Genomic DNA, 15476 nt, shown 5'->3' with positions numbered 1-15476 from the left:
GATGGCCAGACGGACAAAAGGCCGCCCGGTCGATGGCGTACTATTGGTTAATAAGCCGCAAGGGATCTCCAGTAACCGCGCGTTACAACAAGCAAAAGGTATTTTCTTTGCGCAAAAGGCGGGCCACACCGGCGCGTTAGACCCTCTTGCTACGGGGATGTTACCGGTGTGCTTCGGTGAAGCGACCAAGTTTTCACAGTTTTTACTCGACACCGACAAAACCTATGTGGTTCGGGCTAAACTAGGCGAGCGCACGACCACCTCTGACGCCGATGGTGAAATTGTGCAAACCCGAGCAGTGGATGTCTGTGAAGCGGATTTACGTGAACAGGTTGCCAGTTTTATTGGGGAGTCGGATCAGTATCCGTCGATGTACTCGGCACTGAAATACCAAGGCCAACCACTGTATAAATATGCCCGTGAAGGCATTGAAGTACCGCGTAAATGCCGCCGTATTCATGTCTACAGTTTGACCTTAGATGAGTTCGACAGTGAGCGCAACGAGATACAAATGACCGCGCACGTATCCAAAGGCACCTATATACGTACGATTGTTGATGACTTAGGTGAGTTACTCGGGTGTGGCGCCCATGTGATTATGCTTCACCGTTCTAAAGTAGGTCACTATCCGGCAGAAAAAATGGTGACGTTAGAGACGTTGCAGCAGCTACTCGATGAGGCCAAAGCCAAAGACATCGCCCCAGCAGAGGTACTCGACCCCTTGCTGTTGCCGATGGATACTGCGGTGCAAGACTTACCAAGCATCGAGCTTGACGAACAACAAGCCACTGCTTTTGCCCACGGGCAAACTGTGGTTGTCGGCGAGCAGGTTGCGCCGGTATGTGCGGTGCGCTGCAAAACACGCTTTCTAGGCGTTGGTGAGCGTAACCAACACGGCCACTTAAAGGCCAAACGTGCTGTGGCAATTACCAGCTAGGAAAGTGGCGCACCCTATAAAGCGCTTGTAGTTCTCGCGTAAATTGTTAAAATAGCGCGCTCATTTGGTGGGGCTGGATTAGTGATCGGCTCTTACCGTATTAAAACACTCATTTTTTGGAGTTATTTATGTCACTAAGCAACCAAGAAAAAGCAGATATCATCGCAAAATTCGCACGCGCTGAAGGCGACACAGGTTCACCTGAAGTACAAGTAGCTTTGCTAACTCACGATATCAACAAGCTTCAAGGTCACTTTGCTAACCACAAGCAAGACAACCACTCACGTCGTGGTCTGCTTCGCAAAGTAAGCCAACGCCGTAACTTGCTTAACTACCTAAAAGGTAAAAGCATCGAGCGTTACACTGCACTAATTCAAGAACTTGGCCTACGTCGCTAATTCTTTGAAATCAGTTTACAAAAAGGGGCTATCTAGCCCCTTTTTTTGTGTGCTTTTGGCGAGTATACTAGGCCCTGTCTAAGTCGGTAGGGCAATGTATGGCCGTCGGCTAAGATGGCACCATATTGCCAATTGTAGTAAATAAAGGCATTCCAGCGTGAGTGTGGTTATTTACTGTAATTGGTAAGGTGCTTGAGAAAACCAAACTTTAGTCTGCTTAGTACGATTAAGTAGGGCTAAATGCAACTTAAAGGAAATAATTAAGTGCAACCAATTATTAAAGAATTTCAATACGGTGAACACACTGTATCGCTAGAAACGGGTGCGATTGCACGTCAAGCAGACGGTGCCGTACTTGCTAGCATTGGCGATACCTCGGTACTCGTGACTGTGGTTGGTAAGCGTGAAGCAAACCCAGGTCAAGACTTCTTTCCTCTGACTGTTAACTACATTGAAAAAATGTACGCAGCGGGTCGTATCCCTGGTGGTTTCTTGAAGCGTGAAGGTCGTCCATCAGACGGCGAGACACTGATCGCGCGCTTGATTGACCGTCCAATCCGTCCACTGTTCCCTGATGGCTTCGTAAACGAAGTGCAAGTTATCGCAACCGTTGTTTCAGTAGACCCTGAAATTCAACCAGATATCGTCGCGCTGATTGGTACTTCAGCGGCGCTTGCGCTTTCGGGTATTCCATTCAATGGCCCAATCGGTGCGTCTCGTGTAGGCTTTATCGACGGTCAATATGTCCTTAACCCAACACTTACTGAGCTAAACGAAAGTAAGCTAGACCTTGTTGTTGCTGGTACTGACAACGCGGTACTGATGGTTGAGTCGGAAGCTGAAACATTGCCAGAAGACGTGATGCTAGGCGCCGTTGTTTACGGTCATGAGCAGTCACAAGCCATTATTACTGCAATTAACGAATTTGCTAGCGAAGCAGGCAAGCCTGTATGGGATTGGACCGCACCAGCGAAAGACGAGTCGCTAGCGGAAAAAGTGGCTGCCATCGCGGAAGCGAAAATCGGTGAAGCGTATCACATCACTGACAAGGTAGCGCGTAAAGATGCGCTAAGCGCAGCGAAAGCACAAGTAATCGAGAAGCTAAGCGCTGAGCTGGGTGAAGACGAAAGCTTAGATGAGCAAGAAGTATCGGGTGTATTCGGTTCACTTGAGAAGAAAATCGTACGTGGTCGCATCATTGCCGGTGAAAAACGTATTGATGGCCGTACTCCTGAGATGATCCGTGCCCTAGATGTTAAAACCGGTGTGCTTGCACGTACGCACGGTAGTGCTATCTTCACCCGTGGTGAAACTCAGGCACTTGTTACCGCAACGCTGGGTACAGAACGTGACGCACAGATGATTGATGCTATTACGGGTACCTCAACTAACCGCTTCATGTTGCACTACAACTTCCCTCCATTCTGTGTTGGCGAAACAGGCTTTGTAGGCTCACCTAAGCGTCGTGAAATTGGTCATGGTAACCTTGCTAAGCGTGGTATTGCGGCTGTTCTTCCTACGCTTGAAGAATTCCCTTACTCAATCCGTGTGGTATCAGAGATCACTGAATCGAACGGTTCATCTTCAATGGCCTCGGTATGTGGTACTTCGCTGGCGCTGATGAATGCCGGTGTCCCAACTAAGGCATCTGTAGCGGGTATTGCTATGGGTCTTGTTAAAGAAGGCGACAACTTTGTTGTTCTTTCTGACATCTTGGGTGACGAAGACCACCTAGGCGACATGGACTTTAAAGTAGCCGGTACTTCTGAAGGTATCACTGCGCTGCAAATGGATATCAAGATTGAAGGTATCACTAAAGAAATCATGCAAATTGCGCTTAACCAAGCACAAGCTGCCCGTTTGCATATTCTTGGCGTGATGGATGAAGCCATCTCTTCACCAGCGGCTGAGCTTTCAGATTACGCACCACGCATTTACACGGTAAACATTCCACCGAAGAAAATTGCTGACGTAATTGGTAAAGGCGGTGCAACAATCCGTGCGTTAACTGAAGAAACTGGCACTACTATCGAAATCGATGATGACGGTACGGTTAAGATCGCTGCCACCGATGGCGAAAGCGCACGCGCTGCAATCGCTCGCGTAGAGCAGTTAACTGCAGAACTTGAAGTAGGTACAATCTACGAAGGTAAAGTAGTTCGTATCGTAGACTTCGGTGCGTTTGTTAATGTATTGCCAGGCAAAGATGGTTTAGTACACATTTCACAAATCAGCGAAGAGCGTGTGAATAACGTGACTGATCACCTAAGCGTTGGTCAAGAAGTTAAAGTTAAGGTACTAGAAGTAGACCGCCAAGGCCGCGTTCGCTTGAGTATCAAAGAAGCGCAAGAAAAACCAGCTGCAAACGCAGAAGAGTCAAAAAGCGCTGAATAAGCATTAATCTGATGTAAAAGGGGGCTGTTTAGCCCCCTTTTTTGTGGTTTAATGAAAATCTATAGCCGTTGAATATAGGTGCAGGACGTTGAGAAAACCCATTTCGCTCATTATTGCAGGCGCACTAGCCGCTGTGTTGGCTGGTTGCCAATCCACTTCCCAAGAGCCTCAGTATTTAGTTGCAGTGCCATTTACAGCGCCTCTGCCCAGTGATTTTCGCAGCGAAATTGCCATAGCTCGTTATACCGAGCTCATTGAGCAAGCTGAACTTCCTAATGAGCAACAAGCGCAGCTTTATTATGACCGAGGTGTACTATTTGATAGCTTAGGGCTTAGTACCTTGGCGCGCATTGACTTTAACCGCGCAGTAAAACTTAAGCCTGATTTAGCCGAGGTCTATAACTTTTTAGGCATTCATCACACCCTAATGCAGCAATACGGCAAAGCTTACGAAATGTTCGACTCGGTGTTGGAGCTTAACGCTGAGCATGAATATGCATACTTAAACCGAGGCATCGCCCTTTATTATGGGGAGCGCCCTAAACTGGCCAGTGACGACTTACAAGCTTTTTTAGATTTTGCGCCGGACGATCCCTACCGTGTGCTATGGCTTTATTTGGCGCAAAGTGCGAACGACGCTCAACAAGCAAAAGCCAATTTAGCTAAGATGGCGCAAGCGTTAGACCCACAGAATTGGGCCTATCAGTTGGTCGCTTATTACAATGGCGATATTGATGAAAAGGCTCTGTTAAACACCTTGAGCGAGGGCGTCGAGTCGCATCAAGAGTATGCTGAGCGATTGTGTGAGGCGTATTTCTATATCGCCAAGCGTCACCAAGCTGAAGGCAATACAGCCTTGGCCAGTGACTACTTTAAATTGGCGTTATCGACTAATGTGTACGAGTTTGTTGAATATAAGTACGCCCGTTTGGAGCTGAGCTTAATGGCAGGCGAGGGTGCGCACTAGTGTAATTATACTGCTGGCACTACTACTTTGTGCCAGCAGCAGTTTCTCCCCTCATTTAGCTTCCCATCTAGCGGCAAACTCTGCCAGTTACCTTGGTTATTGGCATCGCTATCAGCCACACAGTATCGACTATCAATCACTTAATCAGGCACAGCTGCGAGTGTTGGCAGGGCAGAGTGTGGCGCCAGCGCAACTGGCCCTAGCCGTCAAGCTACTCAATGACCACCGTGTAGAGGATGCCACGCCGTATTGGCAGGCGGCGTTATCACATCAAAACGACACCCAAGCTGTGCAGTGGCAGCAACTTACCAAGCGGCTACTCCTTAATGAGCAGTGGCACTCGCTCACGACCATCTCACAACATCGTGCGCTTAGTGAAGAAGTTGCTCAGCCTCTACTGATGCACCAAGGTGTGCCGCCAAGTCGAATTACCACTGACTATGCGCAGCATCATGATTTTGAAGTGCGCTTAGGAGCAATTGAGGCACGCCAATGTGATTACAATATTTTATTATTGGCAGATCACGCGCAAGGCATCGTGAGGTTAAAACAATTGCGTGAACGATACCTTGCAAAAGCAGAGCCACAACCGGGACTGATGTGTTTATCTAAGCCTGTTTATATGGGTAGCCAGCTTGATTGCACGTCGAGTAGGGGGGGCTATGTGCGCTGCAATTGGCAGCCTTTGGCAGAGCAGCCATCACGACTGCCCCCGGGTTTTGATTTCATTGTTATGATGACCAAGCAGGGGCGCGCCAATGTCCAAGCAGGAGTCATGCAATTAAGCACAGAGGCACCTTATCATGTGTTTTTACACGAACTCATGCATTTTGCCGGGTTCACGGACGAATATCCGGGGCCTAAAGTACAACAACACGCATGCACAGACAAAGGGCAAATCTATGCTAACCTTTATGTCGATGATACAAGGCCTTCTGGTTGGTATAAAAGCGATTTTTGCAACAATGGGCGTGGCTATAAACCCACTGATAAAATCAGCATTATGCAACACTCAGAGGTTGGCTTATCGCCTTTGTATCGTCGCCTTTGGGTGAAACAATTGCGCCAACACAGCGATGAATTACTGCGCTATCAAGATTACTTTCATCGCCTAAGTGCGCTACCAATCTGGCTACAACGCCACCCACTTGCCACACATGGAGCAGGTGAAGGCCGTACAACTATTAACCAAGCCAACAACTAGATTTGTAAGCAAGGTTAGTGAGGTGTTAATCTCAGCCCAAGTTTTAGGCGAATAGCCGCATCTAGGCTAGACAAAGAGTGAGCACAACAGTATAACTGACTAATTATTAATGTTTAATTGGCGCTATACTAACCCTAGTTGAGGAACTTAGCACACGGAAGCAAACCCGATGCTGGAGTTGATTATAAGAAGGTTGTTTGAAGGTTCAGCGACCATAATAAAGGTTCACAAACTATGACTTTGCTGTGGATACCCCTGTTATCCCTTATAGGCAGTTTACTTGCGAGTTTTACTGGTAAATTATCGCGCAATCAAAGTGCGATTATCACCGCAATAATGCCCATTTTAGGCTTAGCCCTAGTACTGAGTTTAGCCCCCGATGTGCTGGCGGGTGAGACCCTCTATTCCAGCCTACCCTGGATACCTGAATTAGGCGTGAACTTGTCTTTCCGTCTGGACGGGTTAGCCCTGCTGTTTTGCTTACTGATCCTGTGTATCGGTTTGCTGGTTATTCTTTATGCTCGCTATTACCTTAGTGAGAATGACTCCATGCCTAAGCTTTATGCCTACTTAATGCTGTTTATGACAGCCATGCTAGGCATTGTGACGGCGAATAATATTATTCAAATGTGGTTCTTCTGGGAGCTCACCAGTATTAGCTCATTTTTATTGATCAGCTACTGGTCCCATAAACCTGAAGCACGTAAAGGCGCACGTATGGCATTGGCTATTACCGGCGCTGGCGGTCTGGCCCTGTTGGCGGGCTTAGTGCTCATCGGCCAGTTAGTGGGCAGCTACGAGCTTGACGTTATTCTACAAAGTGCCGAGGTGATCAAGTCATCGTCTTGGTATCCGGTTATTTTGGTGTTGGTGTTGCTAGGGGCGTTCACCAAATCTGCGCAGTTTCCCTTTCACTTTTGGTTGCCGCATGCGATGGCGGCACCTACGCCAGTCAGCGCCTACTTACATTCGGCAACGATGGTTAAAGCCGGAATTTTCCTGTTAGCCCGCTTTTATCCCGCACTGGCAGGCACCGAGCTATGGTTCATTATTGTTGGCGTAACCGGCCTGACAACCTTGTTAGTCGGTGCTTACATTGCTTTATTCAAACACGACTTAAAGGGCTTGTTGGCATACTCGACCATCAGTCATTTGGGTCTTATTACCTTGCTCCTAGGCCTGGATACGCAGCTGGCGACAGTTGCGGCGATTTTCCACATTATTAATCACGCTATTTTTAAAGCATCACTGTTTATGGCGACGGGTATTATCGATCACGAAACCGGTACTCGAGACATGCGTAAACTGAACGGTATGTGGCGTTATATGCCTTATACCGCGACCTTAGCGATGGTGGCGGCGGCGTCCATGGCCGGTGTGCCGCTTTTGAACGGCTTCTTATCAAAAGAGATGTTCTTTGCTGAGACTTTACACCAGCAAATGCTGGGGTCTATGTCATGGTTAATTCCAGTGTTAGCGACGGTAGCCGGGGCATTGTCAGTGGCTTATTCGGCGCGTTTTATTCACGATGTATTTTTCAATGGTGAGCCCAAAGACCTGCCTAAGGATCCTCACGAAGCGCCGCGTTATATGCGCGTGCCCATTGAAGTGTTGGTTGCGATGTGTGTGCTCGTCGGTTTGTTCCCAGCCTTTGTAGTGGACCCTATTTTATCGGTCGCTTCCAATGCAGTTTTAGCCGGTGATGCACCGGATTACAAACTGGCTATTTGGCACGGTTTTAATCTACCGCTATTTATGAGTGCGGTGGCAGTAGCCGGTGGTTTGTTTATCTATTCTCAACGCAAATATTTATTCCAGTTCCAAGCCTCGCTACCCAGTGTTAATGCAAAAAGGGCATTCGACGCCGGTATCCAACAGGTGATGACGTGGTCACGTGAGCAAGTTCTGCGTATAGAGAATGGCTCTTTGCAGCGCTATGTCTTTATTTTATTGCTCTCGGCACTGGTTCTTGCCGGTCTGCCATTATTTGAAATGCATACGCTGGCTGGGTCTAAAGGTCTGAGCGATATTGATGCTCATAATGCCATTGGCGCGGCCTTGCTCATGATTGGCGCGCTTGCCACCTTGGTATGGCATCGCTCGCGCATGGTGGCCCTCATCATGATTTCGGTGGTGGGGTTGATGACCTCAGTGGCCTTCAGTCGTTTCTCTGCGCCTGACTTGGCGCTCACTCAGCTTACTGTGGAAGTAGTCACGGTGATGCTATTGATGTTGGCACTGTTTTTCTTACCGCAACGTACGCCAAAGGAATCAAGCTCAATTCGAATCTTGCGAGATTTAGGGATCAGTAGTGCCATTGGTATCGTCATCGGCAGTATTTGTTATGCGGTGCTCACACGCCCCCACGAGAGCATCTCGCAATTCTTTGTTGCCAATGCCAAAACCGGTGGCGGCGGTACCAACGTTGTAAACGTTATTCTCGTAGACTTCCGTGGCTTTGATACTCTTGGTGAAATTACTGTACTGGGTATCGCAGCGCTGGGTATCTACAAGCTATTACTTAATCTGCCACTGTTTATGCCAGCATCAGACAGTGAAGGGCGTCCTTGGGCTCGCGAACGTCACCCGCTGTTGCTGGCGAGTATCTCGCAAAGTTTGCTGCCGCTGGCCATTATGGTGTCCGTGTATATTTTCTTGCGTGGTCACAACTTACCGGGTGGTGGCTTCATCGCTGGCTTGGTTACTTCTATCGCCTTCATCTTGCAGTACATGGCCAATGGTTCGAACTGGATACGTGCGCGCATGGATATCAATTACCGCAAGGTGATAGCCTCAGGATTAGCCATTGCTACACTGACAGGCATGGGAAGCTGGCTGTTTGGGCGTAACTTCTTAACCAGCTGGTTTGATTATTTTGATATTCCGTTGGTGGGCAAAACCGAGCTTGCCAGCGCAATGATTTTCGACCTAGGGGTCTATCTCACTGTGGTAGGTGCCACTTTGATGATTTTGGCAAGCCTAGGTAAATTGACAGCAGAAACACCGAAAGAAAAGGTCAACCTCTAATGGAACTCTTATATGCAAGCTGTGTAGGTCTATTAGTGGCCTGCGGAGTGTATCTTATTTTACGAGCGCGCACTTTCCCGGTGGTGCTCGGGCTTACCATGCTCTCTTACGCGGTGAACCTATTTTTGTTCTCCTCAGGGCGTCTACAAATCAATAAGGCGCCGGTGTTGGGTCAGTCTGCAGGGTATGCCGATCCGCTTCCCCAAGCGTTAGTATTGACCGCCATCGTGATTGGTTTTGCGATGACCGCGTTTGTGGTGATCTTGGCTATTCGTGGTCGCGCGGATTTAGGTAATGACCATGTGGATGGTCAACCACGCTCGAAAAAGGGGTCATAGTTGATGCAGCATTTGATCACTTTACCTATCCTACTGCCTTTACTTGCGGGGATCATTTTACTGCTCCCGCCTTGTGGTAAAAACCTCATTATTCGCCGCTGGACAGCGATGTTTATGGCACTGCTTACGTTAATAGCGAGCACGGTGTTATTGCAGCAACTGTTGCAAGGCGGCCCGATTGTGTATGCTATTGGTACTTGGCAGCCACCCTTTGGTATCGTTTTATACGCCGATCCGTTGGCGGTGCTACTGACTATCCTAACAAGCTTCCTAACCTTGGTTACCACCATTTACGCCAGTCGCGGTGATGACAAAAAAGGCAGCTTCTATCATCCCCTTACGCACTTCTTGCTTATGGGTGTGAATGGTGCCTTTTTAACCGGGGATTTATTTAACTTGTTCGTCTTTTTTGAAGTGCTACTGATTGCTTCCTATGCATTGCTAATGCATAAAACGGATAAACAGACCACCAAAGCCGCGCTTCACTACGTGGTGCTTAACTTGGTGGGCTCGAGTATCTTCCTCATCGCCTTAGGGATTCTTTATGGGGTACTCGGTACGTTGAATATGGCGGATTTAGCTACTAAAGTAGCTCAGCTACAGGGCGATGATATTTACTTGGCTAAAATAGGTGGTTTGTTGCTGCTTATTGTCTTCGCTCTAAAGGCCGCCTTATTGCCATTACATTTGTGGTTAGCGGCAACTTATAGCCGTGCAATGCCTGCGGTAGCAGCGCAATTTGCGGTTATGACCAAGGTTGGTATTTACGCCATGATGCGCGTGTTCACTATGATCTTCGGTGATAACGCCGGCGAGCTCAGCGGTATGGCCACCACTTGGTTATGGCCTCTGGCACTGGTCACCTTAGTGGTTGGGGCTGTTGGCGTTTTAGCTTCGGAAGATTTACGTCGGCTAACGGCAAATTTAGTCATTGTTTCGGTGGGCACCTTAGTGGCTATGGTGGCTCTGAATAATGAGCAGGCCACAGCTGTGGCAATCTATTATTTACTGCACTCAACAGTAGGCTGTGCGGCAATGTTCTTAGTCGCGGACTTGATTGGCTTACAGCGTGGTAAAGTGCAAGATAGGCTGGTGAATAGCCGCAGTGTTGCCGAGCCTAAGCTACTCGGTATCTGCTTTGTGCTGTGCGCCATTGCCTTGGCCGGTTTGCCACCACTTTCTGGCTTTATCGCTAAATTATGGTTATTGGATGCGGCTTGGGAAAGCAACGTTGCCTGGGTGTTCTGGCCCATATACCTGATTGTCAGTTTGGCAACCCTTGTGGCCTTGTCGCGAGCTGGAACGAGCCTATTTTGGCATGACAACCCACAGCAAGATGAACAATTTGAAGATGCCGTATACGCTGGCAAACGCCGAAGCTTCGCGGTGCTATTGATGCTTGCAGTGCCAGTATTAATGACAGTGTTCGCTGCACCACTGACCGAAGTGAGCCAGCATGCAGCAGCAACATTGCATAATACTCAAGTCGCGGTTGATACTGTTTTTGCGTTGGCTAAGGGGCAATAAATGCGTTTACAAGCAAAATATAAGTGGTTACCCACCCCGTTTCGCACCATATTATTGTTTGCGGTTTGGCTGTTGCTTAACAACAGCGTATCGCCGGGCCATTTAATTTTAGGGGCGGTACTGGCTATTGTTATTCCGCTGTCTATCGCACCATTTCGCAAGCCTCAGCCGTTAATATTGCGCCCCGGCTTGGCATTCAAGCAACTACTTATCGTGCTGTGGGACATTATCACTGCGAATGTTGAAGTAGCGATAAAAATACTGGGGCCAAGCAAGCGTTTGCGTCCTGGGTTTATTAAAGTGCCGTTAGATTTGAAACATGATTTACCTATCACCATGCTTGCGAGCACTGTGTCATTAACTCCCGGCACGGTCAGTGCTGAGGTGTATCCGATTCCAGAGTCTCTGCCACAAGGACAAGAGCCAGAACAACGCTTCTTGTTGATCCATGTGCTTGATATGGGAGACGAACAGGAGCTGATTAACTCCATTAAAAGCCGTTACGAAGCGCCGTTGAAGGAGATTTTTCAATGTTAGAACATGTTTTACTTATCGTGTTTGCGATGATTGGCGTGTCACTGGTGCTCAATTTGTGGCGCTTAATTGTCGGCCCTTCTATCCCTGATCGTATCTTGGCACTCGATACCATGTACATTAATACCATCGCGTTGATTATTTTGTATGGTATCGGTATGCAAACACAAATTTATTTTGAAGCTGCGCTGCTTATTGCCATGCTTGGTTTTGTCAGCACTGTCGCAGTATGTAAATATTTACTACGTGGCGATATCATTGAGTAGGAGAGGGTATGTTTGAGTGGATAATTGCCGCGTTCTTACTTGCAGGCGGCGCGTTTATTTTAATTGGTTCTATTGGTCTGGTAAAAATGCCGGATTTCTTTATGCGTTTACATGGCCCAACGAAGGCCACCACCTTAGGGATGGCATCGCTACTTATTGCCGCCAATGTTTACTTTAGTGTTACTAATGGTGAAGTGAACATCAAAGAGATTCTGATTTCTATATTTTTGCTGATCACCGCCCCCATCACAGGTTATATGCTTATCAAATCGGCTATTCACCACGATTTAAAAGCGCGAGAAGATACCAAAGGGTTGGATAAAATAGAAGACGACTAAGTAGCAATATTCGAAATGAAAACGGGGCGAAAAACGCCCCGTTGTTTTATCTAACGCTTAGAATATCCGTTAGAAAGTGGTGACCACTTTAACAGCATCTGTGACGCTGCCAGCATCAACAAAGCCGATGGTATCGGGGTTTGAGCTGACTAACTGAATCACTTCTGCATCGTTATCTACCTCTTTAGGCGGTGTGCCCTTTCCTGTAAACACGAGTTTTGACCAATAAGCCTTGAGTTGTCCTGAGGACTTATTCAGTACTTTTTGGTTAAATTCATCGGCGGTGGCTCCGCTGGCTTGGCTAATGGGAATTGCTTTATTGCCATTGGAGAACGATTTCTCTTTGCCAATAAAGATACGCTCCACCGTGTCTTTATTGATATCACTGCCATTACTGGGGTGAACGATAACGGCCACATCAGCCAGAGCGACTGATGAGCTTAATAGCGTGAACAAAAATGCGATCTTATACATAATTGTGCTCCTCATTTAGAATACCGCGTCAACACCGATGGTGATCGACTCACTGTCACCCGCAACCGCTAAGTCAAAAGAATCATCTTCAACTTTATCGAATTGCACTTTAAATGCAGCGGACGGGTGGAAGTCCCACCTTACACCCACCGATGTGGTGTTGTGCTGCTCGGTATCGCCATCGCCCTCTTGATCAAACTCAGAGTAACTCACATAGGGGGTGATGCCATCAAAGCGGTAGCCCGCGCTGACCATATAGGTGTCGAGGTTGCCATCGAGATCGAGGCGGTTAAGCTCTGTTAATACAAAGGCGTCGCCAAAGTCGAGGTTCAAGGCGAGACCGTAGAACTTACCGTCGCGTTCGGTATCCCCATCTTCCCAAACAACGATATTGCCACTGCGATAACGCTCATTGGTATAACGCATGTGTGTAGCCCGTATTTCAAACCAGTCGTTACTCGCTTGAATTACGCCGCCAATGATATCTTTCCATATTTCTCTGGTTGGCTCCTGGAAGAAAAACTCGCTGAGTAGCTTGTTGCTTTCGTCGTCTTCACGGCCGCCATAAATATTACCGCTGATGGACCAATCGCCAACATAGCCGTTGTATAGCAAGTTAAGACCGTTGTAATTGAATATTTGCCAGGTGTAATTATCGGCAGGAGGCCGCATCCATACATAGGCATAACCAACATCATAGAAGTCCGAGTAGTAGAATAGCGGTAGGCGCTTCTTACCCCCTTGCAAAGTCCAATTCTCATTGAGCTCATAGGATAAGTAGGCCCACTCGAACTCAGCATCAAAATCATTAGCACCGCGAGCCACTATTTGCCCTGTTGCGCTAAGACCATCCATCAAGTCGGCACTCACTTGAAGGCCGAATAGCGACTCGGGTTCGAAAGATATTTCATCGGTGTAAGCACTAACAATGGGGTAGTCGGCTAAAAAAGTCGGCTCTACACCATATTGTGGAACACCATCACCACTGAGTACTTTACCAGCATTTATGCTGACAAAGCCCGATACGTTGACATCCGCAAAACTTTGCGAGCTGAACGACAACGCCACTGCAATTAACGATAGTTTGAGTTTCATACCTGTTTCCTAAGTTGTGTGCTTAGTGCTCCTTGAGTATAGACAAATATAAGGTTTGTAAATTTTTTGTTGTATATTCAGCAGGCAACCACCGCCGTGGCGTTTTTTGCATGAACCAATAAAAATGAGAGAAAAAGCAAAAAAAGTTAGAATTTTCTTAAATTTGGTTAACACTTAGAGGTAGCTGGCCGATACCTAATAAGCATTACTTTCTGAGGTGTACACTATGAATACGGGTTTCTCGTTCGCAAACCTAAGCATTACTAAAAAAATCCACGCGATTACTTGCGTTGCGGTGGTGGCTTTTGTGGTGATTGTGTTAGTCAACTATTCCGCAATGAGCTCAAATCAGCAGTCACTCAACGAGCTTGAGACTTCCACCTACAACCTGCTCAACATCACCGCAGAAAACGCCACTGCGCTGAACAGCGTTGATGAGCTTTATACCCAGGCTGTCACCTTTGGTGATGCAGAGTTGCTGGATAAAGCCGAAGAAGTCTATCAAACCATCACGGATAATTTAGAAAAGCTAAATAACATCCAAAGCGGTTTTATGCCTGCGAACACCACTAAGCGGCTACAAGATTATAAAAACATAGCCGCTAGCATCGCCAAGGGGATGATCGATGGCACGGCGGACTTTAGTAAAATTCAACAAAACGCAAAGCAGAAAACCGACATTTTCAATTCCCTCACGACTGACTTTAACAACGCCGAAGAGCGTGCCAATGCGCGCTTTTTACAGCTGATAAACGAAACTGAAAGCCGCTCAGGCACAGCAATGACAACCATGTTAATTGTCGCCGTGGTCTCTGTGATTTTTGTGGTGCTACTTGCGGTGGTGATCGCCCGAGGTATAGGTAACTCGGCAAAAGATGCCGCGCAAAATTTGCATTTGTTGGCACAGGGGCAGGGGTCGTTGTCGACCACGCTCAATGTGCGTTCTCATGATGAAATTGGCCAAGTCTCCATCAATTTTAATGAATTTATTGCTCTGCTAAAAAAAGCGGTGGTTGAAGTGATGAATGTGGTTGAACCGCTGATGGAGAATTCCACACGCTTGGTGCAAGGCATGGAAAAAGCAGAGTCTGCTACCAACCAGCAAACCAGTGATGCAGAAATTGTCCGCCAGTCGATGGAAGAGATGCGCCAGAGTGTGGGCGATATTTCTCATTCTGCTTCGCAAGCATCCGACGCAGCGCAACTTGCCGAGCAAGAGGTGGCACAGAGCAAGGACCAAATTCGTGTATCCGTGAGTGAATCACAAACCTTGAGTGAGGAAATCAACCGCGCCGCAGGCACCATTAATAAGTTGGCGGATGATACCCAGAATGTGACCCAGATTCTCAATGTTATTACCTCAATTGCAGAGCAAACTAACTTATTGGCATTGAATGCAGCAATCGAGGCCGCCCGTGCTGGCGAGCAAGGTCGAGGCTTTGCGGTGGTCGCCGATGAGGTTCGAGAGCTGGCCTCACGTACCGCCAAATCCACCAATGAAATTCGCGAATTGCTTACCGTGTTAACTGAAGCAGCCAATGATGCCGTTAAAGCAATGACCTCAGCGCGGGATATGGCCAGTAATAATGCTCAAGCCGCCGAGCAAACAGGGCAATCGATTGAGCAAATCTCCGAACAGATTTTATCTATTAACACTATGAATGGGCAAATTGCCGCCGCCACCGAGGAGCAGACCTCAGTGGCCACTATGGTCGTTGATAATGTCACCTCAATGCACCGATCCTTTGAAGATACGATGCAAGCGCTTAGTGAAGTGCGCGATGTTGCTAAAAACCTACACTATCTATCTGACAACCTATTGGACGCCACTGCCAAATTTAAAGTGGAATAAGTGAATCAAGGGTGAGTAAGGGCGCTACTAAATAGCGCCCTTTTTTAGGTCTTTACTGAGGTGTCGTCGCGCATTTCTGATCTCATGCTTTAGGTGAATAGGCTTAGACTCCCCCTTCAGATTGG

General features: G+C 47.6%; 14 protein-coding genes. 12 read left to right on the top strand and 2 right to left on the bottom strand.

Going from position 1 to position 15476, the window contains the following annotated elements; all coding sequences use genetic code 11:
* The first annotated feature begins 1 nt into the window (after nt 1).
* From truB to PRUTH_RS07695, 11 genes are all read left to right on the top strand, one after another.
* Entirely contained in the window at nt 2–937 is a 936-nt protein-coding gene (gene truB / locus PRUTH_RS07745) for a tRNA pseudouridine(55) synthase TruB (protein ID WP_022945695.1), read from the top strand.
* 128 nt (nt 938–1065) lie between these two features.
* Complete coding sequence (gene rpsO, locus PRUTH_RS07740) at nt 1066–1335, top strand: 30S ribosomal protein S15 (protein WP_026111212.1); 270 nt, start codon at nt 1066–1068, stop codon at nt 1333–1335.
* A 264-nt stretch (nt 1336–1599) separates the two neighbouring features.
* The gene (gene pnp, locus PRUTH_RS07735; protein WP_151172982.1) at nt 1600–3729 is read left to right on the top strand and encodes a polyribonucleotide nucleotidyltransferase; all 2130 of its coding nucleotides are present in this window, start codon (nt 1600–1602) and stop codon (nt 3727–3729) included.
* A gap of 88 nt (nt 3730–3817) precedes the next feature.
* Nucleotides 3818–4696 carry a lipoprotein NlpI gene (gene nlpI, locus PRUTH_RS07730; RefSeq protein ID WP_022945693.1) on the top strand — a complete coding sequence of 293 codons (879 nt, stop codon included), beginning with the start codon at nt 3818–3820 and terminating at the stop codon, nt 4694–4696.
* Nucleotides 4686–5900: a hypothetical protein gene (locus PRUTH_RS07725; RefSeq protein ID WP_151172981.1), complete on the top strand. Its 1215-nt coding sequence runs from the start codon at nt 4686–4688 to the stop codon at nt 5898–5900. Before nlpI ends, PRUTH_RS07725 begins: the two co-directional genes overlap by 11 nt.
* Before the next feature lie 234 nt (nt 5901–6134).
* Nucleotides 6135–8927 (top strand): monovalent cation/H+ antiporter subunit A, encoded by a 2793-nt coding sequence (locus PRUTH_RS07720; RefSeq protein ID WP_022945691.1) that lies wholly within the window; start codon nt 6135–6137, stop codon nt 8925–8927.
* Nucleotides 8927–9265: a Na+/H+ antiporter subunit C gene (locus tag PRUTH_RS07715; RefSeq protein WP_022945690.1), complete on the top strand. Its 339-nt coding sequence runs from the start codon at nt 8927–8929 to the stop codon at nt 9263–9265. The genes PRUTH_RS07720 and PRUTH_RS07715 overlap by 1 nt, the downstream gene beginning before the upstream one ends.
* Entirely contained in the window at nt 9266–10792 is a 1527-nt protein-coding gene (locus PRUTH_RS07710; protein ID WP_053910343.1) for a monovalent cation/H+ antiporter subunit D, read from the top strand. It abuts the gene before it with no gap.
* Nucleotides 10793–11329, top strand: coding sequence for a Na+/H+ antiporter subunit E (locus PRUTH_RS07705; protein ID WP_022945688.1), 537 nt, complete (start codon nt 10793–10795; stop codon nt 11327–11329).
* The gene (locus tag PRUTH_RS07700; protein ID WP_022945687.1) at nt 11323–11592 is read left to right on the top strand and encodes a K+/H+ antiporter subunit F; all 270 of its coding nucleotides are present in this window, start codon (nt 11323–11325) and stop codon (nt 11590–11592) included. The genes PRUTH_RS07705 and PRUTH_RS07700 overlap by 7 nt, the downstream gene beginning before the upstream one ends.
* 8 nt (nt 11593–11600) lie before the next feature.
* On the top strand, nt 11601–11930 hold the full coding sequence (locus tag PRUTH_RS07695; protein WP_022945686.1) for a Na+/H+ antiporter subunit G: 330 nt from the start codon (nt 11601–11603) through the stop codon (nt 11928–11930).
* A 69-nt stretch (nt 11931–11999) separates the two neighbouring features.
* Here PRUTH_RS07695 and PRUTH_RS07690 read toward each other — a convergent pair whose 3' ends face one another.
* Together PRUTH_RS07690 and PRUTH_RS07685 are read right to left on the bottom strand one after the other, a co-directional pair.
* Nucleotides 12000–12404, bottom strand: a complete 405-nt coding sequence (locus PRUTH_RS07690; RefSeq protein ID WP_171036757.1) for a type 2 periplasmic-binding domain-containing protein — start codon at nt 12402–12404, stop codon at nt 12000–12002.
* A gap of 15 nt (nt 12405–12419) precedes the next feature.
* The gene (locus PRUTH_RS07685) at nt 12420–13499 is read right to left on the bottom strand and encodes a porin (protein WP_022945684.1); all 1080 of its coding nucleotides are present in this window, start codon (nt 13497–13499) and stop codon (nt 12420–12422) included.
* A gap of 226 nt (nt 13500–13725) precedes the next feature.
* Between PRUTH_RS07685 and PRUTH_RS07680 the strand changes: the two genes are divergently transcribed.
* Nucleotides 13726–15351: a methyl-accepting chemotaxis protein gene (locus PRUTH_RS07680; RefSeq protein WP_045978155.1), complete on the top strand. Its 1626-nt coding sequence runs from the start codon at nt 13726–13728 to the stop codon at nt 15349–15351.
* The last annotated feature ends 125 nt before the right edge of the window (nt 15352–15476 follow it).

Source organism: Pseudoalteromonas ruthenica (genome assembly GCF_008808095.1).
In the GTDB taxonomy this organism is placed as follows: Bacteria; Pseudomonadota; Gammaproteobacteria; order Enterobacterales; family Alteromonadaceae; genus Pseudoalteromonas; species Pseudoalteromonas ruthenica.
This window is presented reverse-complemented; position numbering and strand designations above follow the sequence as displayed.

Bases quoted from the DNA above. Each gene is read 5' to 3' on its own strand.
- PRUTH_RS07720 (WP_022945691.1), top strand. From the start codon at position 6,135: ATGACTTTGCTGTGGATACCCCTGTTATCCCTTATAGGCAGTTTACTT.
- PRUTH_RS07680 (WP_045978155.1), top strand. From the start codon at position 13,726: ATGAATACGGGTTTCTCGTTCGCAAACCTAAGCATTACTAAAAAAATC.
- truB (WP_022945695.1), top strand. From the start codon at position 2: ATGGCCAGACGGACAAAAGGCCGCCCGGTCGATGGCGTACTATTGGTT.
- PRUTH_RS07690 (WP_171036757.1), bottom strand. From the start codon at position 12,404: ATGTATAAGATCGCATTTTTGTTCACGCTATTAAGCTCATCAGTCGCT.
- rpsO (WP_026111212.1), top strand. From the start codon at position 1,066: ATGTCACTAAGCAACCAAGAAAAAGCAGATATCATCGCAAAATTCGCA.
- PRUTH_RS07700 (WP_022945687.1), top strand. From the start codon at position 11,323: ATGTTAGAACATGTTTTACTTATCGTGTTTGCGATGATTGGCGTGTCA.
- PRUTH_RS07705 (WP_022945688.1), top strand. From the start codon at position 10,793: ATGCGTTTACAAGCAAAATATAAGTGGTTACCCACCCCGTTTCGCACC.
- PRUTH_RS07715 (WP_022945690.1), top strand. From the start codon at position 8,927: ATGGAACTCTTATATGCAAGCTGTGTAGGTCTATTAGTGGCCTGCGGA.
- PRUTH_RS07685 (WP_022945684.1), bottom strand. From the start codon at position 13,499: ATGAAACTCAAACTATCGTTAATTGCAGTGGCGTTGTCGTTCAGCTCG.
- PRUTH_RS07695 (WP_022945686.1), top strand. From the start codon at position 11,601: ATGTTTGAGTGGATAATTGCCGCGTTCTTACTTGCAGGCGGCGCGTTT.